This is a genomic window from Diaphorobacter sp. B2A2W2 (assembly GCF_056730635.1).
The window spans coordinates 80,487-104,193 of the sequence record NZ_JBWZOR010000010.1; the positions used below are offsets into that span (position 1 = coordinate 80,487).

Here is a 23,707-nt window from a genome sequence, read left to right on the forward strand (position 1 = left end):
AATGCAGCACCATACCGCAGCCGCGGTGCACGGGCCGTCACCATCGGTAACCCGGCGGCGACGCGGCTAATCCTCGCGGTGCTTTTGCACGCTCAAGCTGCCGTCGGCTTCCAGGAAGAGGTAGCGCATGTCCTTCCTGTCGCAGTCGGCCTCTCGCAACGCCCGCTCCACGTCGTTCTCCGATACGCGATGCCGCTTGCGCACCGTGTCAAAGACATGCCCATTGCGCCCCAGCAGGATCGCCTCGCCCTCCAGCAGTTTCTCGGCCATGCGAAAACGCGCCGTGAGTATCCCCACCAGGATGTTCAATCCGATCAGCACCAGGCAGACGATGAGACCGCCCCACAGCGACTGGTCCTTGCCCGTCATGGACGGACCCGCGGCCTCGCTGACCAGCATCACCACCAGCAGGTCGAACGGCGTGAATTGCCCGACGGTGCGCTTGCCGCTGACGCGCATGAGCGCCAGCAGCAGGCCGTAGACCATGGCGGCGCGCAGCACCAGCTCTGCGGCGGGTAAGTCCAGGTTGAACATAGCGGTCGCTCCGGTCAGTCAGGGTGCAGCCGCCCGTACCGCAGGCCGTACGGCGCACTTGAACACGTCATGCAATTGCCGCAGGGCCTCCGTCTTGCGGTGTTCCGATTCCGCGGCGGTGCAATCCGACGGCACCCACACCTTGTAGCCCAGCATGCGCGCATCGGTGGCCGTCAGCATCACGCACATGTCGGCGGCCAGGCCCACGATGATCAGCTGCTCGGTCTGCATCTTGTCCAGCAAATGCTGCAAGGGAGTCGAATGGAACGCCGAATGCTGTGGCTTGAGGATCACCAGATCCTGCGGCGCGGGCGCAAGCAGGCAGGCCATCTCGCCGCGCGCCCCCGGCAGCGCGCGGCAGGCCGTGAGAATGTCACGGAAGTCGCTGTGCCACGTGCCATAGTTGTCGTTGGCATAGATCGCCGTGACCCCGCGCCGCGCCAGGCGTGCCTTCAGCCGCGCAATGGCGTTCGCGGCGCGTACCGCTCCGGGCAGCAGGTCTGCCGCTGTAGGGAAATTCAGCGGATTGATCACATCCACCAACAGCAGCACGTGTTTGCTGCGCGGCAGCGGCGTGCGGCGCAATGCGGCGGGGCGCGCCACGCAGCCTCCTCAAAGCATCGCGTCGCGTTGCTGCTCCGCGCGCGACGCGCCAATGGCGGTCTCCACCTGTTTGACCTCTTCCGGCGGAGGCAGCACCGCCGGCATGCCCAGGCTTGCAATCCACAGCTCGCGGCACCAGCCCTTGGTGTGGTACAGGTGGTGGTCCTCGTCTTTCTCCACGCGCTCGTGGGCATCTTTCAGGGCGCGACCGACATCCCCGGTCGCCACCTCCGCCACCTTGCCCAGCAGCTCCCAGTTGGCGTGGTCCTTGGTCTCGGCATGCACCACGCATTCGCAGGCGACCAACTGGGCCTGCGCAGGATTGCCGGCCTGCCGGGCCAACTCGATCGCCTTGACCAGCGAATCGCCGATGTGCTTGACCACCAGGCGCGAAGGCACCACCTCGTCGGGGTCGATTCCCAGGTTTTCGCAGGTTGTGCGTACCACGTTTTGGTGCGATAGCGTCTCGTCGAGGTAGCCCTCCCATTCCTTCTTGAGGTCTTCATTGGTCGCGCAGTCGATCGCCGCACGGTACACCTGCTCACCACCCAGCTCGGTTTCCATCATCTGCAACAGCAGATCCTTGAGTTGGGCTTCGTCATAACGTGGCTTGGGCATGGGTCTTCTCCAGGTTGTGGGGTTGGAATGCAAGAGAAGCCCATGGTGTGAGGCGGACCGGTTCCGCGCCGTAGGCAACGGCCTATTTGCGCGTAATGCAATTTCCGAACAAAGCAGGCGCGCAGCCGACCGCTGTCACGTTGATCGCAGACGAAAAGACAAAACCCCGCTATCAACGCGATAGCGGGGTGTGACATTGGGGTCAGGTAGTGCTTGAAGGACTGGAGCCGACAGCAAGCCGGCGCGCCATGCGCGTGGCATTCACTGTCCGGCGCGAGAACGAGCTTTGAAAAGGTGGATGGTTTCGCCGCGTGCGAGCATATCAACCAACTGGGCGATTCGTCTGGCGCGCGTTTCTGCTTTCACGGCTGTCTGGATACGCCACAGTACCGCGTAACGATTGGCCGCATTGATCGTTGCAAAGAAGGCTTTGGCCTTTGGATCGATTTCCAACGCGGCCAACAGATCCTCGGGTACGGTAGACGTACGAGCGCTGTCGTAAGCCCGTGCCCAGCGCCCATCGGCCTTGGCCGCTTCGATCTGGGCGTAGCCAGGCGCCTGCATGCGGCCCGCCACTATGAGTGCCTCGACCTTGTCGATGTTGACTTTCGACCAGATGCTGCGCGCGCGCCGCGGCGTGAAACGCTGGAGGTAGTGCTGATCGTCGAGAGCTTTTTTCTGACCGTCGATCCAGCCCCAACAGAGTGCGATTTCCACCGCCTGGGGGTAGGAAACGCTGGGTTCTTGAGCGCCCTTTTTCGCGATCTTGAGCCAGAGACCGCCCGAAGCGGCATGGTTCTTCCTCAACCATGCATCGAAAGCCTTGGCGCTCTTGAACGAGGCCGGGGCAGATTCGAGTTGAATGCTGGATCTGGCGACAGTCATCGACCAGAGTGTGCCCCAAGAGCGCCGCTTGTCGTTATGTCCAGAGAAGCTGTGAGCTGCAGGCCGTGCCGCCGCACCCGTTGGCTGCCAGATGGCGCAATCCCCTGGCGCAGTCTAACGCCCCTCCTCTCAGCGCCGATGCGGATACGCCCCGGACAGCGGAGCATGCGTCTTCATCAGTTCAACCATCCAATCCATGAACACCCGCAGCCGAGCGCCCACATGACGGTTTGGAGGAAACGCGATATACAGCGGCATCGGCGCAATGGACCAGTCCTCAAACAGCGGCGCCAGTTCGCCCCGCGCCAGATGAGGCGCTGCCATGTACTGAGGCAACCAGAGCGCCCCCAGACCGGCAACGCCTGCCGCCAGGTAGGCATTGCCATCGTCGGTGGCAATCGCGTAACGGCCCATCACGCGCACTTGTTCGTCGCCGCGGTGCAATACGCAGGATGAGACGCGTCCGGTGCTTGATCCCAGAAAGCCCACGATGTGGTGCGGTGCGGCCTCCAGGTTCTTGGGGTGCAAGGGCATTCCGGCATTCGCCAAGTATGTAGGTGCCGCATACAGCCCCATGGAAAGATCGCCTACATGCCTTGCCACAAGCGAGGCGTCGCCCGGCTCACCTCCCCGCACCACGCAATCGACGTTTTCATCGATCAGATCGACCACTCGGTCACTTACACCCATGTGCAGCTGGATGTCCGGATAGCGCGCATGGAATGCAGCAAAAGCCGGAACAAGGACCATGCGTGCCAGAGGGCTGGGCACGTCCACCCGCAGGCGGCCTTGAGGCGCGCTTGAGGCACTGGTCAGACTGGTCTCCGCATCATCCAGGTCACCCAACAGACGCACGACACGCTCGTAATAGGCGGCACCTTCGGCTGTCACGTTCACTTTGCGGGTGGTGCGGTTCAAAAGCCTGACCCGTAAACGCGCTTCCAACTGCTGCACAAGCTGAGTTACCGTAGTTTTGCTCATGTGCAGCGTTTGAGCGGCCTGGGTAAAGCTGCGTGTCTCTACCACGCGAGCAAAGGCCACCATAGCGTCGAAACGATCCATAGAGGTCAGGAGATTGTCCAGATTTTGCAAACAGTCTTGATGATACTTTCCTGTTTATCCGAACAGATACAGTGCCTACAGTGGGTTCTTTTATCCAATGAAAGATGTCCCATGCCTCCACGCGACGTTGTCTTCCCGCCAGGCCGCCAAGCTCTTTATGAGAAGAACCGCTACTCACCAGCGGTCCGGTCCAACGGCTTTCTATTCGTCTCGGGCCAAGTGGGCAGCCGCGCAGATGGCACGCCAGAGCCCGATCTGGAATCTCAAGTCCGCCTTGCCTTCACTCACCTGAACGCTGTGCTGGAGGCAGCCGGGTGCAGCTTTGACGACGTAGTCGACGTGACGGTGTTCGTAGTGGACCCCGAGAAGAATTTCGAGCGCATTTGGCAGATCGTGCCGGACTATTGGGGCAATGCCCCCTATCCCACGCTGACCGGTATCGGCGTAACCTGGCTTTACGGCTTCCAGTTCGAAATCAAGGTAATCGCAAAGCTTCCAAGCTAAACACTGAGTCCTTGGGGCAACGTGGGCAAGGTAACCTTCGCCTCCAACGAGCAACGGGGGGATAGCATGTCCAATTTCACAGATTACTTGTCGGCATTCTCTGGTGCGGTGAGTGCGGCAGCCGCTTACTGGGCTTGGAAAACCGCAACCGAGGCGCACCAGTTGTCGAAGTTTGTGACTGCGAAAGCCGAACAAGACAAATTCACGCTGGAACTGGAGCGGCTCACATTGGCCGCCGCTGAAATTGAAGCCGAAGCGACAAACCTCTATTTCCTCGCTGGCACCACTCGCGTTACAGCCACGTCCCGCGCTGTGGCGCTTAGCGGCATGTCGAACAACAGGTTCCAGCTTTTTATAAAACGTCTCGATGAGGAAATAGCCGGTGCGCTTGAAGCGACGACACGCGCAGCATTCTTTAGAGAGCAATCCACGACCGGTTGCAAAGGGAACCTAGAGACGGCGCGAGACATGCGAATTCAGGCCACAGAGCTTTGCATTGCGCTTCGCGGAAAAATACGGTCCCTCGAAGTCGAGCGCACGGGCTGGGTTCACGACGCCCCCAGCAACTGACCACTGACGGAAATTGCGCCCCAACGGCTACATGGTGGCTACATGACCCGGGAAACAAAAAACCCTGCTACCAAAACGATAGCAGGGTTTCCTTTATCTACTTGGTAGGGCGTGTTGGACTTGAACCAACGACCAAAGGATTATGAGTCCTCTGCTCTAACCAACTGAGCTAACGCCCCAAGGGGTGCGCTGCCCTGCCTCGTAGGCGGCGCAGCGGCGCGTATTGTAGGGGCTACTTCCGGTGGCTCAGGGCGTTGGAGACCAGCTTGGAGGTGATGTCCACGATCTGGATCATGCGGTCATAGGGCATGCGCGTGGGGCCGATCACGCCCAGGGTGCCCACCACCTGACCGTCGACCTCATAGGGTGCACTCACCACGGACAGCTCTTCAAATGGCACCACCTGGCTCTCTCCACCAATGAAGATGCGCACCCCTTCTGCACGGCTGGAAATGTCCAGCAGGCGCAGGATCTGGGTCTTTTGCTCGAACAGGTCGAACGCACGGCGCAAGTGGCTCATGTCGCTGGAAAAATCGCTCACGGACAGCAGGTTGCGCTCGCCCGAGAACACCACCTCGTCCTGCGACCCGGACATGGCCTCCGAGCCCACGCTCACCGCGGCCTGCATCAGCGCCGCGATTTCTCCGCGCAGCTTGTCCACCTCCAGCTTCAGGCGCTCGCGCACCTGCTCCATGGTGAGGCCCGCGTAGTTGGCGTTGAGGAAGTTGGCGGCCTCCACCAGTTGCGACTGGGAGTAATCGACCTCGGTAAAGATCACGCGGTTCTGCACATCACCGTCGGGCGAGACGATGATCACCAAAAAGCGCTTCTCGGACAGCCGCAGGAATTCGATGTGGCGAAACACCGAGGCGCGCCGCGGCGCCATCACCACCCCCACGAACTGCGACAGGCTCGACAACAGGTGGGCGGCGTTGGCGATCACCTTCTGCGGCTGCTCGGGCATGAGCTGGACTGTCGGCAACTGCTCCTGCTGCACGGTGAGCATGGTGTCGACGAACAGGCGATAGCCCTTGGCGGTGGGCACGCGGCCCGCGGAGGTGTGGGGGCTGGCAATAAGCCCCAGGTCCTCCAGGTCTGCCATCACATTGCGTATGGTGGCGGGCGACAATTCAAGCCCTGATGCCCGCGACAAGGTTCTGGAGCCGACTGGCTGCCCCTCGGCTATGTAGCGTTCCACCAAGGCCTTGAGTAACAACTTGGAGCGGTCATCAAGCATTGAATCATTTTAATGATGTAATTTCTGCATGAAGCCCATCTTCCGCCGCGTTGCAGTCATAGGCAAATACCCGGGGCCTGGCGCCGTTTCAGCGTCCGACAGCGCACGGCAGATCATCGAGAGCATTGCCCAGTTCGTCACCCAGCAGGACTGCGAGTTGACGCTGGAGGCCGAAACCGCCGCCCACACGGGCCTCACGCAATACCACACGCTGGATGTGGAGGGGATCGGCCGGCAATGCGACCTGTGCCTGGTCGTAGGCGGCGATGGCACCATGCTGGGCGTGGGCCGGCGGCTGGCCGGCTACGGCACGCCGCTGGTGGGCATCAACCAGGGGCGGCTGGGCTTCATTACCGACATTCCGCTGGAGGGCTACCAGGACGCGCTCACGCCCATCCTGCACGGAGACTACGAAGAAGACGTGCGCCCGTTGATGCAGGCTTGCGTGATGCGCGGTGGCGAGTGCGTGTTCGAGGCGCTGGCCCTCAACGACGTGGTGGTCAACCGCGGCTCCACCTCCGGCATGGTGGAGCTGCGCGTGGAGGTAGACGGCGTATTCGTTTCCAACCAACGCGCCGACGGCCTGATCGTCGCGTCGCCCACCGGCTCCACGGCGTATGCCCTGTCTGCAGGCGGCCCGATGCTGCACCCATCGATCCCCGGCTGGGTGCTGGTGCCGATCGCGCCGCACACCCTGTCCAACCGGCCGATCGTGCTTTCCGACGCGACTGAAGTGGCCATTGAGGTGGCGGGGGGGCGCGACATCAGCGCCAACTTCGACATGCAGTCGCTCGCATCGCTGCAACATGGCGACCGCATACTGGTGCGCCGTTCCGCGCACCGGGTGTGCTTTCTGCACCCGCGCGGCTGGAGTTACTTTGCCACCCTGCGCAAGAAGCTGGGCTGGTACGAGGGAGGTTCTTGACCATGGCCCTGAGGCGGATCGCCCTGAGCGATTTCGTGATCGTGCGATCGCTCGAACTGGACCTGCATGCCGGCTTCACCGTGCTCACCGGTGAAACCGGAGCCGGCAAGTCCATCCTGATCGACGCGTTGCAACTGGTGCTGGGCGCGCGTGCCGACTCCGGTGTGATCCGCGAAGGCGCGCAGCGCACCGACGTCTGCGCCGAATTCGACGGTGGCACCATCGCGCTGGCAGCCTGGCTGGACGAGGCGGGCTTTCCGCGCGACGACACGCTGCTGCTGCGCCGCACCGTCGATGTGCAGGGCAAGAGCCGCGCCTGGATCAACGGCATCCCCGCCACGGCAGCGCAGATGCGTGCCGTGGGCGAGCATCTGCTGGACATTCATGGGCAGCACGCCTGGCAGAGCCTGACGCGGCCCGACGCCGTGCGCGGCCTGCTGGACGCCTATGCCGGCGCGCAGGTGCAACCCTTGGCCGCGCTGTGGACGAGTTGGCGCGACGCGCAGCAGGCGCTGACCCACGCCCGCGCTGCCCAGGACACGCTGCAACAGGAACGCGAGCGCCTGCAGTGGCAGATCGGCGAAGTGGACAAGCTGGCGCCGCGGGATGGCGAATGGGAGGAACTCAATGCCGAGCATGCGCGACTATCCAACGCCCAGTCGCTGCTGGACAACGCCCAGGCCGCCCTGAGTGTGCTGGAGGACGAAGACGCAGGCGGCGCGCTGCGGGCCCTGGCGCAGGCACAGCACCTGCTGCAGGACTACGAGCATGTGGACCCGTCGTTTCGCACCATGAATGAGGTGCTGACCTCCTGCATCGCCCAGGCGGGCGATGTGGCGCACTCTCTGCAAAGCTACCTGCGCCACGCCGAGCCCGACCCGGATCGGCTGCAGCAGCTGGACGCCCGTGTATCGCAGTGGATGCAGCTCGCGCGCCGCTACAAGCGCACCCCACCCGAACTACCCGCGCTGCTGCAAGACTGGAAGGACACGCTGCACCGTTTGGACAGCGCCACTGACCTGGCCGCATTGCAGGCTGCCGAGCAAACCCATGGCGCCGCTTACCAGAAGGCCGCACGCGCCCTGTCGCAAAAGCGCGCCAAGGCTGCGCCGCAACTGGCGCAGGCCATCACCCGCGCCATGCAGGGCCTGGGCATGGCGGGCGGGCGCTTCGAGGTGCAACTGGACAAGGCCGAGCCTGGGCCGCACGGCATCGACCAGGTGGCGTTCCTGGTCAGCAGCCACCCGGGCATGACGCCGCGGCCCATCGGCAAGGTGGCGTCGGGAGGCGAGCTGTCGCGCATGGCGCTGGCGATCTCGGTCACCACCAGCGAGCTGGGCGAGGCGCCCACACTGATCTTTGACGAGGTGGACTCGGGCGTGGGCGGCGCCGTGGCGGAGACCGTGGGCCGTCTGATGCAGCAGCTCGGGACGGCCCGGCAGGTACTGGCCGTCACCCACCTGCCCCAGGTGGCCGCGTGCGCGGACCATCACCTTGTGGTGGCCAAACACAAGCACGCCGAGGGCACCACCAGCAGCGTGGCCGCCGCCAACGAGGAGGCGCGCGTGGCCGAGATTGCGCGCATGCTGGGCGGCGAGCGTCTGTCCCCTACCACCCTGGCGCATGCACGCGAGATGCTGCAGGGCGCCGCCAAACCCACACCCTGAGCCATGGATCTGGAAGTCGTCGTCATCACCGGTATGTCCGGCTCGGGCAAGTCCGTCGCGCTGCATGCACTCGAAGACGCGGGCTACTACTGCGTGGACAACCTGCCGCCGGAACTTTTGACCTCCTTCGTGGAGCTGGAGCATGCGCACCACGGCCACCGCGTTGCCGTGGCCATGGACGTGCGCAGCGCCACCGCCCTGCCCCTGGTGCCGCAGCAGTTGGCCGGCCTGCGCGAGCAGGGCGTGCAGGTGCGCCAACTGTTCCTGGACGCCACCAACGACGTGCTGGTGCGGCGTTTTTCAGAAACCCGGCGCCGCCACCCTCTGTCCCAGGCCGAGATGCGCGAAGGTCCGCGACCGCTTTTGCACACCATGCGGTTGGAGCGCGAGCTACTGGCCCCGCTGCGCGAGCAGGCACACGTCATCGACACCAGCACCCTGCGGTCCGCGCAATTGCTGAGCTATGTGAAGGACCTGCTGTCGGTGCCGCCGAGTCGGCTGACCCTGGTATTCCAGTCGTTTGCGTTCAAGCGCGGCATCTCCATGGATGCCGACTATGTGTTCGACGTGCGCATGCTGCCCAATCCCCACTACGAGCCGCTCTTGCGCGCCCTCACGGGCAAGGACGCGCCGGTCATCGACTACCTGCGTCAGCAGCCCGAAGTAGCGCTGATGCTGGCGCACATTGGCGACTTCCTGGACCACTGGCTGGACGCGCTGGCCCACAACCACCGCAGCTACGTGACCGTGGCCATCGGTTGCACGGGAGGACAGCACCGCTCCGTCTACCTGGTGGAGCAGCTGGCGGCGCGCTTCGAGGGCCGCTGGAATACGCTGCGCCGCCACCGCGAGCTCGACGGCATCTAGCATGCACCGCTAGGTGACAGCTATTGTTTTAGTAGCTGCTAGCGCTTGCTATTGAACGACTTGCAATAGTTTTCTACCGGAAGTCGCCTATCTACGGGCGCTACCAGCTCTCATTTTTGACAGTCGTCCCCAAGGGAGGCGAGCAGCTTGCGCACGGGCGCGGGCAGCCCCAGCGCCGGCCATTGCGCCGAAGCGAACCACCCCGACTGCTGCTCAGCGCAATGCGCGTTCGGCTGCGGCGTTGCATCGCGCGCCAGCACCGGATGCAGGTGCAGGTCGCGGTGCGTTAGCACGTGGGTGAAGGCCGGCAGATCCCGCGCATCGCAGCTGGCGTGCAACTGCAGCGCCTCGTCCAGCGCCGCGCGGCTGTCATAGACCGGCGGACAGTACAGCCCCGCCCAGATGCCGGTGGGCGGACGCCGCTCCAGCCACAGCCGGCTCGCACCATCCTGGCGCAGCAGCAGCCACCAGGCCTGCGCGCTGCGCTTGAGCTTGCGCGTGCGCACCGGGTAGTCCTGCGGGTTGCCGTCGCGGCGCGCCGCGCAGGCCTCTTGCAAGGGGCACAGCAGGCAATTGGGGTTGCGGGGCAGGCAGATGCCGGCACCCAGGTCCATCAGGCCCTGCGTGTAGCGCGGCATGGCATGGGACAGGTCCTGCCGTGGCAGCAGCGCCTCGGCCTGCTGCCATAGCGCGCGCTCGTTCTTCGCCTCGGCCAGGTCGGCGCCGAACCCCAGCACCCGCGTGAGCACGCGCCGCACGTTGGCATCCAGGATCGGCGCCCGTGCGCCGAAGCAGAAAGCGGCTATCGCCCCTGCCGTGGAGCGGCCGATGCCCGGCAGGGCCGCCAGCTCATCCACCGTGCGGGGGAATTCCCCGCCGTGCTGGTGCACGACGATCTGGGCGCAGCGGTGCAGGTTGCGCGCGCGGCTGTAGTAACCCAGGCCGCTCCACAGCGCCAGTACCTCGTCTTGCGGCGCAGCAGCCAGTTGGCGCACGTCGGGAAAGCGCGCCAGAAAGCGCGCGTAGTACTCCAGCACCGTGGCCACCTGGGTCTGCTGCAGCATGATCTCCGACAGCCACACGCGGTATGCATCGCGCGTGTTCTGCCAAGGCAGGTGGTTGCGCCCATGCGCTGCCTGCCAGCGCACCACCTGGGTCGCCAGCTCTGCGGACGGACCGCTCATGACGCCGCGAGCGGCTGGGGTTCGGTAAGGGGTATGTCGATGTCCACGCCCTCAGGCGCTTGCGGCTGCCGCACGAGGTCGGAGGTCAGCTCGGTCAGCCGCTGCTCCAGTTCGGCGAGGTGCTGCTCGGCCTCTTCGATCTCGGCGATGCGGTCCACCAGCCCGTTGGCGGCCTGCTGGATGCGGTTCACCGCCTCGATGCGCCGCGAGAAGCTGCGCTTGCGCTCACGCAGCTGCGCGTCCAACTGCGCTGTGGCCGTCTTGCTCCACAGCTCCAGCTCGTTGGCCGCGGACTCGAACACGGTGCGCAGGCGCAGGCCCATGGCCCGCAACAGGCGCTGCGCGAACTCCGGCTGCGCCAGGCGCAGCGTGTTGCCCATGCCCACGTATTGCAGGTGCCGCTGCTCGATGGCCACGATCTCCTGCACATAGTTACCCAATTGGGGCGCCGCAGGTACTTGCAACGAGAAGCCGAACTCCGTGTTGAGCTGGCGGAAGGTGCCGCCCAGCATGGCCTGGATCTCGATGCCCGTGGACTGCGCGGCCTCCATGATGGTGCGCACCTTGGCGAAGGTGTCGCCATATACCTTGCGCACGCCCAGCTTGAGCCCCTTGGGCTGCAGCGCCTCGGTGAGCTCCACCAGTTGCGCCTTGAGCGAACGCGGCCCAAGCTGGTGGAACACCTCGCGCAGCATCTTCAGGTGCACTGCCCGCACGGCCTGAATCTTGGCCGTGCTGGCTTCAAACTCCTGCTGCTCCTGCTCGATGCGCCCGCGCATGGCGTCGATCACCGAGGCATTCTTGCCGCGCAGGCTGCGCAACTCCAGCATCTGATCATCCAGATCGCGCCGGCGGATGTTGATCACCCGCCGCGTCTCGGACTGCAGGCTTGCCACGCCGCTGGCCACCGTGGCCCGCAGGATGGCCTGGCGCCGGCCCATGATGCCCTCGGCCAGCGCTTCCTCCAGCAGCGGCAGCCCGCTGGACTCCAGCAGGATGTCGTCACAGTTGATCTTGGCCACCAGGCCCTTCTGGGCCGACACGGGCACGACATGGCTGAGCGGCACGCCCAGCAGTTCGGCCGATGTCTGGCGCTGGCGCTCCAGCTGCGCTTGCACTTGCGACGGGGAACTGAGCGTGTCCCACAGCGTGTCGATCTTGTTGAGTACCACCAGCCGCGCATCGGTCGCGTCTTCAGCCGTGCCCAGGTGGTCGCGCCAGATGGTCAGGTCCGAGCGCGTCACGCCCGTGTCCGCGCCCAGGATGAACACCACGGCGTGGGCCTGCGGGATGAGGTTGATGGTGAGCTCGGGCTCCGCGCCCACGGCGTTCAGGCCCGGCGTATCCAGAATCACGAGCCCCTGCTTGAGCAGCGGATGCGGAATGTTGATGACCGCGTGCCGCCACATCGGCACCTCGACCATGCCCGCAGCGTCCAGCACGGGGTTCTCGTCGGCGGCCTCATCGCTCCAGAAACCCAGCGCACGCGCCTCATCCACGGACACGCGGCGCACTTCCGATACTTTTTCAAGCGCCTGGGCGAGTTGGGCCGGGTCGTCCATGTCCAGCGGCACCTTCACCCAGCGGTCTGCCTTCAGGCGCCACTCGGCCAGCCCCAGGGACTGCATGCGCGTGTCGATAGGCAGCAGGCGCAGGCTGGGGGCGGTGCCGTTTTCATAGCCCAACTCGGTCGGACACATAGTGGTGCGCCCCGCACTGGCCGGCATGATGCGCCGGCCATAGCCGGCGAAGAAGATCGCATTGATGAGCTCGGACTTGCCGCGCGAAAACTCCGCCACAAAAGCGACAGTCACCTTGTCGCTGCGCACCTGCTCTTCCAGCCGCTGCAGACGCTCCTCCACAGCCGCGTCCATGAGGTCGTGCGAACCCATCCATTGCCCCAGGCGCTTGAGTTGCTGGGCGAAAGCACGCCTCCATGCGCCGTGCTGGTCAAACTGTTCGTTGAATGAAGGTCCCACTTTGCTCCCGGATATCAATGCAAGCGCCCGCGTGGGCGGGAGATGGCGCAATATAGCATCGCCATTGCGCCGGTCCGCCGCCACGCAGCCCGGTCAGGCGCGCTGGCAGTGCGGACAGAAATAGGTGCTGCGCTGCCCCTGGCGCAACAGACGCACGGGCGTACCGCACTGGCGACACGGCAGGCCCGCGCGGCCATAGACATTGGCCTCCAATTGGAAATGCCCGGCGCTGCCGTCGGCGCTGGAGAAATCACGCAGCGTGCTGCCGCCCCGCTCCACCGCGCGCGCCAGCACCTCGCGGATTGCGCCGTGCAGGCGCCGGGCTCGCTGGGGTCCGATCGCGCAAGCGCGGATGGTTGGCCGGATGCCCGCGAGGAACAGCACTTCGCAGGCATAGATATTGCCCACGCCCACGACCACCGTGCCAGCGAGCAGCAGTTGCTTGATGGGCGTGCGTTTGGCTCGCAGCCCCGCGTGGAAGGACTCGAAAGCGAAGTCCTCGCCCAGCGGCTCCAATCCCCACCCATCGAGCAGCTTGCGTGCACGGGGATCGGACTCACCCGCCGCCCAGACCACGGCGCCGAAGCGCCGCGGGTCGTGCAGCCGCAGCGTGCCCTGGTCCGTTATCAGTTCGAAATGATCGTGGGCGCCGCGCACGGGCAGGTCGCGTGCAAAGCGCAAGCTGCCCGACATGCCCAGGTGAATGAGCAGCAGCCCTTCATCCAGATCCAGCAACAGGTATTTGCCGCGCCGGCGCACACCGCACACCCGCCGTCCGACCAATACTGCGGGCTCCGTGCCCAGCGGCCAGCGCAAGGGCTTGCCCACCGCAATGCCGCGGACAGTTGCGCCCTCGATCGCGCCAGCGAAGCTGCGCCGCGTGACTTCCACCTCCGGCAGCTCAGGCATCGCAATACTCGTCAAGAAGTTCAAGAGCCATGGATTATTATGGGCCGATGGTGCAATCTCTTCGTTTCAGGGCCGTCGCACTGGCATGTTGGGCTGCGGCGAGCATGCTGCCGGCCATGGCCCAGACGCCTGCCCAGTCCACCGTCCCCGCCCCCCCAGCCGAGCTGGAAGATACCGATGCGGCTGCCAGCGACGATGCAGCCGCCTTGAATGCCGAGCTGTTCTACGAATTGCTGCTGGGCGAGATGACCACCAGCCGGGGCGACCCCGGCACCGGTTATGCCCTGATGCTGGACGCTGCACGCCGCAGCGGCGACCCACAGTTGTACCGCCGCGCCACCGAGATCGCCCTGCAGTCGCGCTCGGGCGAATACGCCTTGATGGCCGCGCGTGCGTGGAAGGAGGCCCTGCCGCAGTCGCGCGATGCCAATCGCTACATGCTGCGCATCCTGGTCTCCCTCAATCGCATCGGCGATAGCGCCGAACCCTTGAAGCAGGAACTGAGCACCGCGCCGACGCGCGACAAGATATCCATCATCCGCGCGCTGCCTCAGCTCTATGGCCGTGCTAGCGACAAGGCACTGGCGGCGCAGGTGGTGCGCCAGGCCCTGCAGGCAGAACTGAACCACCCGGCCATCGGCCCCATTGCATGGACCACCGTGGGGCGCATGGACCTGGCAGCCAGCGACAAGGCGGGCGCCCTGGAGGCGGCGAGCCAGGCCCATGCACAAGACCCCGCCGACGATGGCGCCGCCATGCTGGCGCTCGAGTTGCTCGCAGAGGGCGTCACGCAGGCGGAGCCGCTGCTCGCGGGTTACCTGGCCGGCAAGCCCCTGCCCGAAGTCCGCATGGCCTACGCACGCCTGCTGCTGGAGTCTCAGCGCCTGGCCGACGCACAGTTCCAACTGGATGCAGTCAATCGCGAACAGGCCGACATGCCCGAAGCCTGGTTGTTGCAGGCGTCGCTACACCTGCAAGGCGGACGGCTGGAGCAGGCGGAGGAAGCACTGCGGCGTTTTACCGGCTTGCTCGAAGACCTGCCCGCCACGCCCCAACGCAAGCGCGCGCTCACCCAGGCATATCTGATGCACGCACAAGTAGCGGAGAAGCGTGGCGACTACGCCGGGGCCGAAGGTTGGCTTTCGCGCATTGAAGATGCCGCCGAACTGCTCACGGCTCAAAGCCGCCGCGCTGCACTGCTCGCACGCCAGGGCAAATTGGAAGAGGCGCGCGCATTGATCCGCGCCGTGCCCGCAAGCACCCCGGATCAGGAACGCCTCAAGTTGCAGGCCGAAGCCCAGTTGCTGCGCGAAGCAAAACAATATGCACAGGCCTACACGGTCCTCGGCAAGGCCGTAGCGCTGGCGCCCGCGGACAACGACCTCGCCTACGACCAAGCCATGCTGGCGGAAAAGGCGGGCCGCCTCGACGACATGGAACGCCTCTTGCGCGCCATCATCGCCCGCCAACCCGACTACCACCACGCACTCAATGCCCTGGGTTTTTCCCTCGCAGAGCGGGGCGTGCGTCTGGAGGAAGCCAAGGCGCTCATCGTCAAAGCGCTTGAGTTTGCACCGAACGATCCGTTCATCACCGACAGTCTGGGCTGGGTGGAATTCCGCCTGGGCAACCGCCAGGAAGCGCTGACCATCCTGAAACGCGCCTACGAAACACAACCGGACGCAGAGATAGCGGCCCACATCGGCGAAGTTCTGTGGTCTCTGGGAGAACATGATCGCGCGCGTGACATTTGGCGCGAGGGCCTGCGTATCAACAAAGACAACGACACACTCAAGGGCACGCTCGACCGGCTGGGAGTGCGTCTGTGAGCCAACCGCAACTGGCGGCTGACCACCGCCCTCTGCGCGGCCGGCTGGTGCTCGGGATCGTCGCAGCTGCAACCCTGGTCGCCTGCGCGCAGCCGCCACGCCCTGCGGATGCCAGCCCGGACCACTGGTCGGGCCGGCTGGCCGTTCAGGTGGAAGACGATGCAGGCCAATCCTTCAGTGCCGCTTTTGAATTGAAGGGCCACCCCTCTGCGGGAGAGTTCACTCTGATCAACCCGCTGGGCAACACCATCGCGCGTGTGGAATGGACTCCGCATCGCGCCGTGCTGATCCAGGGGCAGGAACGCAGGGAGGCTGCCTCGCTGCAGACCCTGGTACATGACCTGACCGGCAGCGACCTACCCATTTACGCGCTTTTCAGCTGGCTGAAGGGCGAAGCCCTCCAGGTCGCCGGCTGGCGCACCAACCTCGATGCCCTGCAGCAGGGGCGCTTGTCGGCCACGCGCGAGCAGCCGCTGCCTCGCACTACGCTGCGCATTGTCTTGAGCCTCTGACCGCTTTCCATGCAAGCCCTGTACGACGTGCCGGCGCCGGCCAAACTGAACCTGTTTCTGCATGTCACGGGTCGCAGGCCCGATGGCTATCACCTGCTCCAGTCGGTCTTCATGTTGATCGATTGGTGCGATGTTCTGCATTTCGAGGTGCGCGGCAATGGGGCCGTCACACGTGAAGACCTTACCAGCGCCCTACCTGCGGACGATCTGGTCGTGCGCGCCGCACGTGCGCTGCAAAAGGCCACCGGTTGCCCGCAAGGGGTACATATCGGCGTCTCTAAACACATCCCCGCACAAGCCGGCTTGGGTGGCGGATCTTCGGACGCGGCCAGCACACTGCTGGCGCTCAACCGCTTGTGGAAGTTGAAACTGTCTCGGCAGCAGTTGCACTCGATCGCCCTGACGCTGGGCGCCGATGTTCCGTTTTTTTTGTGCGGCGCAAGCGCCTGGGTGGAGGGAATTGGTGACATAATTCGCCCTCTTGAGTTGGAGCACCAACTTCCGCCTGCGGCTTTCGCGGTGGTCAAGCCCGAAGCGGGGCTGGATACGAGAATGATTTTTTCGCATCCCTCCCTTAAACGTGATTCGAGTTGTGCTACAATTTCAGGCTTTGCTGCAACACACTACCAATTTGGAAGTAATGACCTGCAGCCAGTCGCACAGGCCTTGTGCCCTGAGATCACGCAAGCCATCAATTGGCTTGAATCAAAAGGGTTGCAAGGACGCATGACAGGCTCTGGAAGTGCGGTGTTTGCACAAATCACACACGCTGTCGATCTGCACGATGCACCCGCTGCATGGCATGTCAAAGTGTGTGAAAATCTAAAGTCTCATCCGCTAGCGGATTGGGTTTTTGGATGAAAAGATACTGGGTGAGCTGACGCAAGACAGCTGACCTGCGTAGGGGAGTCGCCAAGTTGGTTAAGGCACCGGATTTTGATTCCGGCATGCGAGGGTTCGAGTCCTTCCTCCCCTGCCAAAGATTATTTCCCACACGGGATTTAAATTCAGACGGCTGAGTCGCTCATGCAAACCAATCCCCCCGACTTCGTGGTTTTCACGGGCAATGCCAACCCTGGATTGGCTGCCGAGATCGCTCAAAATCTTGGCACCACTCTCGGCGCCATTGATGTGGGCCGGTTCTCCGACGGCGAAGTCACCGTCGAAATCAAGCAAAACGTCCGCGCTCGCGATGTATTCGTGGTGCAGTCGACCTGCGCGCCGACGAACGAGAACCTGATGGAACTGCTGATCATGGTCGACGCGCTCAAGCGCGCCTCGGCCGAACGCATCAGCGCCGTGATTCCCTACTTTGGTTACGCTCGCCAGGACCGCCGTCCGCGTTCCACACGCGTTCCGATCTCCGCCAAGGTGGTGGCTAACATGCTGCAGGCAGTGGGCGTCGCCCGCGTGCTGACCATGGACCTGCATGCCGACCAGATCCAAGGTTTTTTCGACATTCCGGTGGACAACATCTACGCGTCGCCGGTGCTGCTGGGTGACCTGAACCAGAAGAAGTACGAGAACCTGATCGTGGTGAGCCCGGACGTGGGCGGCGTGGTGCGTGCACGCGCCCTGGCCAAGCAGCTCGGCACCGATCTGGCCATCATCGACAAGCGCCGCCCCAAGGCGAACGTGTCGGAAGTCATGCACGTGATCGGCGACATCGAAGGCCGCAACTGCGTGATCATGGACGACATGATCGACACCGCCGGCACGCTGGTGAAGGCCGCCGAAGTGCTCAAGGAACGCGGCGCCAAGAACGTTTACGCCTATTGCACGCATCCCATTTTCTCGGGCCCGGCCATCGAGCGCATCGCGCAAGGCACGGCCCTCGATGAAGTGGTGGTGACCAACACGATCCCCCTGAGCGATGCCGCCAAGGGGTGTTCCAAGATTCGCCAGCTCTCCGTGGCGCCGCTGATCGCCGAAACGATCCAGCGCATTGCCAAGGGTGAGTCGGTGATGAGCCTGTTCTCCGACCAGGCTTGATGATCGCTCCGCCGCTGGCGGAGGTGTCACAGCCCCAAGCCTCCTTCGGGAGGCTTGCTTGTTCGGAGACAGCACGGGCCCATGCCATGGTGGCGTGCGGTCTTTATCAACAGGGCCAGGCTGGTCGCGGCCGGCCCCTTCAGGAGTTCAAACATGCAATTCGTCGCTTTTGAGCGCGCCAAGCAAGGTACGGGTGCGAGCCGCCGTCTGCGCATTTCGGGCAAGGCCCCCGGCATCGTCTATGGTGGCTCCGCCGAGCCCCAGCTGATCGAGATCGATCACAACGCCCTGTGGCACGCCCTCAAGAAGGAAGCGTTCCACTCCAGCATCCTGGACATGGAGCTGAACGGCCAAGTCACCAAGGTGCTGCTGCGTGACGTGCAGTACCACCCCTTCAAGCAGCAAGTGCTGCACGTGGACTTCCAACGCGTGGACGAGAAGACCCGCGTGCACCTGAAGGTGCCGCTGCACTTCGAAGGCGTCGAAGGCTCGCAGGCCGTGAAGGTGGAAGGTTGCACGGTGACCCCGCTGATCCATGAACTGGACGTGATGTGCATGCCCGCGCAACTGCCCGAGTTCATCAAGGTGGACCTGAGCGGCCTGACCTCCAAGTCCACCATGGGCCTGCAGTCCGTGAAGCTGCCCCACGGCGTGAAGGCCGTGGTGCGTGGTTCCAACAAGAACCCCGCCCTGGTGTCGATCAAGCTGCCCGAAGTGGTGGCCGACGCGACCGCAGCCGCAGCACCCGCAGCCGCACCCGCCAAGAAGGGCAAGAAGTAAGCACTTCTGCCGGGCCGTCGCCCTCAGGGGCGGCCTCTTGCCTCTCAACGGCCCACCTCGCGTGGGCCGTTGGCGTTTTGTGGCCCCCTGCAGGCGCACGTCGCGCCGCTTCAGGCGCGCCGGATAATCGCAACATGATCAAACTGTTTGTGGGCCTGGGCAACCCCGGCCCGGAGTACGAGGCCACACGCCACAACGCGGGGTTCTGGTGGATCGACGCGCTGGCGCGCGAACTCAAGGTCACCCTGGTCCCCGAGCGCAGCTACCACGGCCTGGTCGCGCGCGCCAGCGTTGCCGGCCACAGCGTCTGGCTGCTGCAGCCGCAGACCTTCATGAACCTCTCAGGCAAGTCGGTGGCGGCCCTTGCGCGCTTCTTCAAGATTCCGCCGGAGGAAATCCTCGTCGCACACGACGAATTGGACATTCCGCCCGGACAGGCCAAGCTCAAGCGCGGCGGCAGCCACGCAGGCCACAACGGGCTGCGTGACATCCACGCGCAACTGGGCACCAGCGACTACTGGCGGCTGCGCATCGGCATCGGCCACCCCGGCGTGAAAGCGGAGGTGGTGAACTGGGTGCTCAAGAAGCCCGCGCCCGACCAGCGCACGCTGATCGAGGACAGCATCCTTCATTCGCTCAAGGCCTACCCTGCCCTGCTGGCCGGCGACATGGACAAGGCCACGCTCCTCGTGCACACCACCAAGCCGCCGCGCCCCAAGGCCACACGCCCCGCCCAGGCGCAGGCCGCACCACAAGCGGGCCCAGATTAACTATTGTTTTGATAGCTGGTAGCGCTTACCAGATAAGCGCTAGCGGCCCAAAAGCCTCCAAGTTCAAGCCACTTTCGGTGGCTTCAGGCGCTGGAACTTCTGCCACAGCGTCTCGCGGCTTTCCTGGTGAGCCGGGTTGACCGGAATGCAGGCCACGGGACAGATGGCCACGCACTGGGGCTCATCGAAATGGCCCACGCATTCGGTGCACTTGGAGGGCTCGATCTCGTAATGCTCCTGGCCCAGGAAGATGGCCTCGTTGGGGCATTCGGGCTCGCACACGTCGCAGTTGATGCACTCGTCCGTGATCATCAACGCCATGGCGCAACTCCCTTGCGGCACATGGCGCAATGCGGTGACAGGCGGGCGGTGAACAGCATCCTGCAATTATCCGCCCACCCCTGTGCCCCCGTGGGGATGGCCGCCATGCGCCCGCGGTTTTTGTCCTATGCTCGGTCCACCACCGCCCCGGCCGCGCGCCGCGGCCTTCACTCCCATGGCCCTGTTCTTCCTCCAACGCCTCGCCACTTTGATCGCCACGCTGCTGGGCGCGTCGGCCGTGGTGTTCGTGGTGCTGGAGGTCCTGCCGGGCAACGCGGCCGAAGTGCTGCTGGGGCCTGACGCCGCACCCGAGGCCGTGGCCGAGCTCGCCGCCCGGCTGGGCCTGGACCAACCCGCGCTCGTGCGTTATGGGCAGTGGCTGGGTGGACTGCTCACGGGCCAGTTAGGGGACAGCCATGCCTACAGCGCGCCCGTGGCCGACCTGATCGGCGAGCGCCTGGCGCTGACCATTCCGCTGGCCCTGCTGGCCATGCTGCTGACCACCGCGCTGGCGCTGGCCGCTGGCGTGTATGCGGCATCGCGCCACAACCGCCTGGGCGACTGGGGAGTGATGGGGCTGGCGCAACTGGGCATTGCCATTCCCAACTTCTGGTTTGCCATCCTGCTGATCCTGCTGTTTTCGGTACAGCTGCAATGGTTCTCGGCCGGGGGCTTTCCCGGCTGGAGCGCCGAAGCCGGCGGCGGCGTGCTGCCCGCGCTGCAGGCCCTGCTGCTGCCCGCCGTGGCCCTGGCCGTGGTGCAGGCCGCCATCCTGGCGCGCATCACGCGCTCCGCCGTGCTGGACGTGCTGCGCGAGGACTTCGTGCGCACGGCGCGCGCCAAGGGGCTCTCGCAACGCGCGGCGCTGTGGGGCCATGTGCTGCGCAACGCCATGATCCCCGTGGTGACGGTGATGGGCCTGCAGTTCGCCAACCTGCTGGCCGGCACCATCGTGGTGGAGAACGTGTTCTACCTGCCCGGGCTGGGCCGGCTGATCTTCCAGTCCATCGCCAACCGCGACCTGGTGGTGGTGCGCAACTGCGTGATGCTGCTGGCGGCCATGGTGGTGGTGGTGAACTTCGTGGTGGACCTGCTGTACGCGGCCATCGACCCGCGCGTAAAGGCCCGCGGTCTATGAGCGCGCTGCCGACCTTCCCCGCGCCCAGCCCCCACACGCCGGCGTTCTGGCGCCGTGCGCTGCGCCACCCCAGCTGCGCGATCGGTGCCGTGCTCACGCTGGCGCTGGTGCTCTCCGCCCTGCTCTCCTTCGTCTGGACGCCATGGCCGCCTTATGAGATGGCGATGGATGCCGCCCTGCAGCCCCCCGGCGCGCAGCACTGGCTGGGCACCGACGCCTACGGGCGCGACGTGGCCTCGCAGCTGCTCGTGGGCGCGCGCGCGTCCATCGCGGTGGGCGTGATTGCCGTGGGCATCGGCCTGGCGCTGGGCGCCGCGCTGGGGCTGCTGGCAGCGGCGCGCGGCGGCTGGGTGGAGGAAGCCGTCATGCGCCTGGCGGACTTCACCTTCGCGTTCCCCGCGCTGCTGCTGGCCATCATGCTCACGGCCGTTTTCGGCCCCGGCATGGTGAACGCCATCATCGCCATCGGCATCTTCTACATACCGACTTTTGCCCGTGTCACGCGCGCATCGGCCAAGGCGGTGTGGGCGCGTGAATACATCCTGGCGGCGCGCGCCTGCGGCAAGGGCCCATGGCGTATCACCTTCGAGCATGTGCTGCCCAACATCGCTTCCGTGCTCATCGTGCAGGCCACGATCCAGTTCGCGCTGGCGATCCTCGCCGAGGCCGCGCTTTCGTACCTGGGCCTGGGCACGCAGCCCCCGCAACCGTCGTGGGGACGCATGCTGGCCGAGGCCCAGACCCTCATGTTCCAGGCGCCGCTGCTGGCCGTGTGGCCGGGCGTGGCGATTGCGCTGGCGGTGCTGGGCCTGAACCTGCTGGGCGACGGGCTGCGCGACCTGCTGGACCCCCGACTGTCCCGCCAGCGATGACACCAGCGCACGCACCTCCCTCCCCTGCGCCATTGCTGGACGTGCAGCAACTGGCCATCACGCTGCGCACGCCGCGCGGCCCGGTGCGCGCCGTGCATGACGTGGACTTCGCCCTGCAGCCCGGCGCCACGCTGGGGCTGATCGGCGAATCGGGCTGCGGCAAGTCCCTTACCGCGCTCGCACTCATGGGCCTGCTGCCTGAAGGCGCGCGCGTGCAGGGCCGCATCCGCCTGGACGGGCAGGAACTGCTGCCGATGACCGAGCCCCAGTGGTGCCGGCTGCGCGGCGACCGCATCGGCATGGTGTTCCAGGAACCCATGACCGCGCTCAACCCCGTACACACCATCGGGCGGCAGGTGGCCGAGCCGCTGCGCCTGCACCGCGGCCTGTCCGCCCGGCAGGCGCGCGCCGAGGCCGTTGCGTTGCTGGAACGTGTGGGCATCGCGCAGGCCGCGCAGCGGCTGGACGCCTACCCGCACCAGTTCTCGGGCGGGCAGCGCCAGCGCATCACCATCGCCATGGCGCTGGCCTGCGGGCCGCAGCTCCTGATTGCCGACGAGCCCACCACGGCGCTGGACGTGACGCTGCAACGCCAGATCCTGGAGTTGATCCAGGGTCTGGTGGCCGAGCGCGGCATGGCGCTGATCCTCATCTCGCACGACCTGGGCGTGATCGCGCAGAACGTGCAGCGCACGCTGGTGATGTATGGCGGCACGGTGGTCGAGGCCGGCCCCACGCGCGAAGTCTTCCGCACGCAGGCCCATCCCTACACCCGCGGCCTGTTCGCCGCACGCCCGCAGTGGGGCTCCGCACGCGTGCCCGGTGCACGCCTGCCCACGATCGCTGGCACCGTGCCCGACCTGGCCGATCTGCCGCCGGGTTGCCCGTTCGCTGGGCGCTGCCCGCTCACCGTGCCCGACTGCCACGCCGCCCTGCCGCCCGCCACGGCGCTGGGCCCGGGCCACATGGCGCGCTGCATACGGCTGGGGGAGAGCGCGTGAACACTATCAATTCAATAGCTGCCAGCGCTTTCCCTATAAGCGCTACAGACCATTTCGACCCGAATGCACCCCTTTTGCGCGTACGCGGCCTGCAGCGGGACTATCCGCTGCCCCGCACACGGCCGTGGGGACCGCGCGCGCAGGTGCAGGCGCTGCGGGGTGTGGACCTGGACATCACCACCGGCCGCAGCCTGGGCGTGGTGGGTGAATCGGGCTCGGGCAAGTCCACGCTGGCGCGCCTGGTGATGGCGCTGGACACGCCCAGCGCCGGCAGCGTGCACCTGCTGGGGCGCGACCTGCACCGGTTGCCCGCGCACGCGCTGCGCGCCGCACGGCGCGACTTCCAGATGGTGTTCCAGGACCCCTATGGCTCGCTGGACCCGCGCCAGACGGTGGAGCGCATCGTCACCGAGCCGCTGCAGGCCCTGGGAAGCGCCACACGCGCCGAACTGCGCGAGCAGGCCGCCGCCGTGCTGCAGCAGGTGGGCCTGCGCGCGGGCGATGCGCACAAGTACCCGCACGAATTCTCGGGCGGCCAGCGCCAGCGCATCGCCATCGCGCGCGCGCTCATCACGCGGCCGCGCCTCATCGTGGCCGACGAGCCCGTGAGCGCGCTGGACGTGTCCGTGCAGGCCCAGGTGCTGAACCTGCTGCAGGATCTGCAGGAGCGTGTGGGCGTCACCTACCTGCTCATCAGCCACGACCTGGCCGTGGTGCAGCACCTGTGCGACGAGGTGCTGGTGCTGCACGAGGGGCGCGTGGTGGAGCGCGGCGCGCCGCACACGCTGTTCAGCACGCCGCAACACCCCTACACGCAGGCGCTGGTGGCCGCGGTACCGCGCATCGCGCTCTAGCCGCACGGCGCCAGCGCGCCACGCCCGGCCGCGCCCTGTAGTAAAAAGCAGCGCACAGCCCGCCGCACGCATTCCACCCGTCCAAGGAGATCCC

The 23,707-nt window shown here is 65.5% G+C and carries 25 protein-coding genes and 2 tRNA genes; 16 read left to right on the forward strand and 11 right to left on the reverse strand.

Annotated elements, in window-relative coordinates; genetic code table 11:
- Positions 1 to 66: 66 nt before the first annotated feature.
- From AC1PPL_RS15555 to AC1PPL_RS15575, 5 genes are all read right to left on the reverse strand, one after another.
- Positions 67 to 534 (reverse strand): DUF421 domain-containing protein, encoded by a 468-nt coding sequence (locus tag AC1PPL_RS15555; protein WP_047350010.1) that lies wholly within the window; start codon positions 532 to 534, stop codon positions 67 to 69.
- 18 nt (positions 535 to 552) lie between these two features.
- Positions 553 to 1,137 carry a cysteine hydrolase family protein gene (locus AC1PPL_RS15560; RefSeq protein WP_479973664.1) on the reverse strand — a complete coding sequence of 195 codons (585 nt, stop codon included), beginning with the start codon at positions 1,135 to 1,137 and terminating at the stop codon, positions 553 to 555.
- A 9-nt stretch (positions 1,138 to 1,146) separates the two neighbouring features.
- A complete protein-coding gene (locus tag AC1PPL_RS15565; protein ID WP_047350008.1) occupies positions 1,147 to 1,755 on the reverse strand; it encodes a hypothetical protein in 609 nt (202 codons plus the stop codon).
- A gap of 261 nt (positions 1,756 to 2,016) precedes the next feature.
- Positions 2,017 to 2,640, reverse strand: coding sequence for a YdeI/OmpD-associated family protein (locus AC1PPL_RS15570; RefSeq protein WP_479973665.1), 624 nt, complete (start codon positions 2,638 to 2,640; stop codon positions 2,017 to 2,019).
- A 129-nt stretch (positions 2,641 to 2,769) separates the two neighbouring features.
- Positions 2,770 to 3,702 (reverse strand): LysR family transcriptional regulator, encoded by a 933-nt coding sequence (locus AC1PPL_RS15575; RefSeq protein ID WP_479973666.1) that lies wholly within the window; start codon positions 3,700 to 3,702, stop codon positions 2,770 to 2,772.
- A gap of 111 nt (positions 3,703 to 3,813) precedes the next feature.
- Here AC1PPL_RS15575 and AC1PPL_RS15580 point away from each other — a divergent pair, with 111 nt between their 5' ends.
- Together AC1PPL_RS15580 and AC1PPL_RS15585 are read left to right on the forward strand one after the other, a co-directional pair.
- A complete protein-coding gene (locus AC1PPL_RS15580; RefSeq protein ID WP_135148459.1) occupies positions 3,814 to 4,206 on the forward strand; it encodes a Rid family hydrolase in 393 nt (130 codons plus the stop codon).
- Positions 4,207 to 4,272: 66 nt separating this feature from the next.
- The gene (locus AC1PPL_RS15585; RefSeq protein ID WP_196995045.1) at positions 4,273 to 4,776 is read left to right on the forward strand and encodes a hypothetical protein; all 504 of its coding nucleotides are present in this window, start codon (positions 4,273 to 4,275) and stop codon (positions 4,774 to 4,776) included.
- A gap of 102 nt (positions 4,777 to 4,878) precedes the next feature.
- Here the strand turns inward: AC1PPL_RS15585 and AC1PPL_RS15590 are convergent.
- Both AC1PPL_RS15590 and hrcA read right to left on the reverse strand, forming a co-directional pair.
- Positions 4,879 to 4,955 (reverse strand) — tRNA-Ile (locus AC1PPL_RS15590).
- Between the two features lie 53 nt (positions 4,956 to 5,008).
- Entirely contained in the window at positions 5,009 to 6,013 is a 1,005-nt protein-coding gene (hrcA, locus tag AC1PPL_RS15595; protein ID WP_088887498.1) for a heat-inducible transcriptional repressor HrcA, read from the reverse strand.
- 28 nt (positions 6,014 to 6,041) lie between these two features.
- On the opposite strand from hrcA, the gene AC1PPL_RS15600 reads away from it, so the two are divergent.
- From AC1PPL_RS15600 to rapZ, 3 genes are read left to right on the forward strand one after another with little or no spacing between them, the layout of a single operon-like run.
- Positions 6,042 to 6,938, forward strand: a complete 897-nt coding sequence (locus AC1PPL_RS15600) for an NAD kinase (RefSeq protein ID WP_012655803.1) — start codon at positions 6,042 to 6,044, stop codon at positions 6,936 to 6,938.
- 2 nt (positions 6,939 to 6,940) lie between these two features.
- Positions 6,941 to 8,605: a DNA repair protein RecN gene (gene recN, locus AC1PPL_RS15605; RefSeq protein WP_313145149.1), complete on the forward strand. Its 1,665-nt coding sequence runs from the start codon at positions 6,941 to 6,943 to the stop codon at positions 8,603 to 8,605.
- A gap of 3 nt (positions 8,606 to 8,608) precedes the next feature.
- Entirely contained in the window at positions 8,609 to 9,472 is an 864-nt protein-coding gene (rapZ, locus tag AC1PPL_RS15610; RefSeq protein ID WP_123675086.1) for an RNase adapter RapZ, read from the forward strand.
- A 110-nt stretch (positions 9,473 to 9,582) separates the two neighbouring features.
- Here the strand turns inward: rapZ and mutY are convergent, their stop codons facing one another.
- The 3 genes from mutY to mutM form a co-directional block, all read right to left on the reverse strand.
- On the reverse strand, positions 9,583 to 10,656 hold the full coding sequence (mutY, locus tag AC1PPL_RS15615; protein WP_479973667.1) for an A/G-specific adenine glycosylase: 1,074 nt from the start codon (positions 10,654 to 10,656) through the stop codon (positions 9,583 to 9,585).
- Positions 10,653 to 12,635 (reverse strand): dynamin family protein, encoded by a 1,983-nt coding sequence (locus AC1PPL_RS15620; RefSeq protein ID WP_012655799.1) that lies wholly within the window; start codon positions 12,633 to 12,635, stop codon positions 10,653 to 10,655. Before AC1PPL_RS15620 ends, mutY begins: the two co-directional genes overlap by 4 nt.
- A gap of 93 nt (positions 12,636 to 12,728) precedes the next feature.
- Positions 12,729 to 13,544 (reverse strand): bifunctional DNA-formamidopyrimidine glycosylase/DNA-(apurinic or apyrimidinic site) lyase, encoded by an 816-nt coding sequence (mutM, locus tag AC1PPL_RS15625; RefSeq protein ID WP_479973668.1) that lies wholly within the window; start codon positions 13,542 to 13,544, stop codon positions 12,729 to 12,731.
- A 29-nt stretch (positions 13,545 to 13,573) separates the two neighbouring features.
- Between mutM and AC1PPL_RS15630 the strand changes: the two genes are divergently transcribed.
- The 7 genes from AC1PPL_RS15630 (at position 13,574) to pth (ending at position 19,427) form a co-directional block, all read left to right on the forward strand.
- The gene (locus tag AC1PPL_RS15630) at positions 13,574 to 15,373 is read left to right on the forward strand and encodes a tetratricopeptide repeat protein (protein WP_479973669.1); all 1,800 of its coding nucleotides are present in this window, start codon (positions 13,574 to 13,576) and stop codon (positions 15,371 to 15,373) included.
- Positions 15,370 to 15,885, forward strand: a complete 516-nt coding sequence (locus tag AC1PPL_RS15635) for a lipoprotein insertase outer membrane protein LolB (RefSeq protein ID WP_479973670.1) — start codon at positions 15,370 to 15,372, stop codon at positions 15,883 to 15,885. The genes AC1PPL_RS15630 and AC1PPL_RS15635 overlap by 4 nt, the downstream gene beginning before the upstream one ends.
- A gap of 9 nt (positions 15,886 to 15,894) precedes the next feature.
- Complete coding sequence (gene ispE, locus AC1PPL_RS15640; RefSeq protein WP_088887505.1) at positions 15,895 to 16,746, forward strand: 4-(cytidine 5'-diphospho)-2-C-methyl-D-erythritol kinase; 852 nt, start codon at positions 15,895 to 15,897, stop codon at positions 16,744 to 16,746.
- Positions 16,747 to 16,787: 41 nt separating this feature from the next.
- A tRNA-Gln gene (locus tag AC1PPL_RS15645) sits at positions 16,788 to 16,864 on the forward strand.
- A gap of 47 nt (positions 16,865 to 16,911) precedes the next feature.
- Positions 16,912 to 17,877 (forward strand): ribose-phosphate pyrophosphokinase, encoded by a 966-nt coding sequence (locus AC1PPL_RS15650; RefSeq protein ID WP_011804339.1) that lies wholly within the window; start codon positions 16,912 to 16,914, stop codon positions 17,875 to 17,877.
- A 153-nt stretch (positions 17,878 to 18,030) separates the two neighbouring features.
- On the forward strand, positions 18,031 to 18,657 hold the full coding sequence (locus tag AC1PPL_RS15655) for a 50S ribosomal protein L25/general stress protein Ctc (protein ID WP_011804338.1): 627 nt from the start codon (positions 18,031 to 18,033) through the stop codon (positions 18,655 to 18,657).
- Between the two features lie 134 nt (positions 18,658 to 18,791).
- On the forward strand, positions 18,792 to 19,427 hold the full coding sequence (pth, locus tag AC1PPL_RS15660) for an aminoacyl-tRNA hydrolase (protein ID WP_123675080.1): 636 nt from the start codon (positions 18,792 to 18,794) through the stop codon (positions 19,425 to 19,427).
- A 63-nt stretch (positions 19,428 to 19,490) separates the two neighbouring features.
- On the opposite strand, the gene AC1PPL_RS15665 is transcribed toward pth, so the two are convergent.
- The gene (locus tag AC1PPL_RS15665; protein WP_012655793.1) at positions 19,491 to 19,748 is read right to left on the reverse strand and encodes a YfhL family 4Fe-4S dicluster ferredoxin; all 258 of its coding nucleotides are present in this window, start codon (positions 19,746 to 19,748) and stop codon (positions 19,491 to 19,493) included.
- Between the two features lie 175 nt (positions 19,749 to 19,923).
- Between AC1PPL_RS15665 and AC1PPL_RS15670 the strand changes: the two genes are divergently transcribed.
- Genes AC1PPL_RS15670 through AC1PPL_RS15685 form a run of 4 tightly spaced genes read left to right on the forward strand, consistent with a single transcriptional unit; the run spans position 19,924 to position 23,613 of the window.
- On the forward strand, positions 19,924 to 20,886 hold the full coding sequence (locus tag AC1PPL_RS15670) for an ABC transporter permease (RefSeq protein ID WP_012655792.1): 963 nt from the start codon (positions 19,924 to 19,926) through the stop codon (positions 20,884 to 20,886).
- Entirely contained in the window at positions 20,883 to 21,758 is an 876-nt protein-coding gene (locus AC1PPL_RS15675; RefSeq protein ID WP_011804334.1) for an ABC transporter permease, read from the forward strand. The genes AC1PPL_RS15670 and AC1PPL_RS15675 overlap by 4 nt, the downstream gene beginning before the upstream one ends.
- Entirely contained in the window at positions 21,755 to 22,759 is a 1,005-nt protein-coding gene (locus tag AC1PPL_RS15680) for an ABC transporter ATP-binding protein (RefSeq protein ID WP_374607737.1), read from the forward strand. Before AC1PPL_RS15675 ends, AC1PPL_RS15680 begins: the two co-directional genes overlap by 4 nt.
- The gene (locus AC1PPL_RS15685; protein ID WP_479973671.1) at positions 22,756 to 23,613 is read left to right on the forward strand and encodes an ATP-binding cassette domain-containing protein; all 858 of its coding nucleotides are present in this window, start codon (positions 22,756 to 22,758) and stop codon (positions 23,611 to 23,613) included. Before AC1PPL_RS15680 ends, AC1PPL_RS15685 begins: the two co-directional genes overlap by 4 nt.
- Positions 23,614 to 23,707 lie beyond the last annotated feature (94 nt).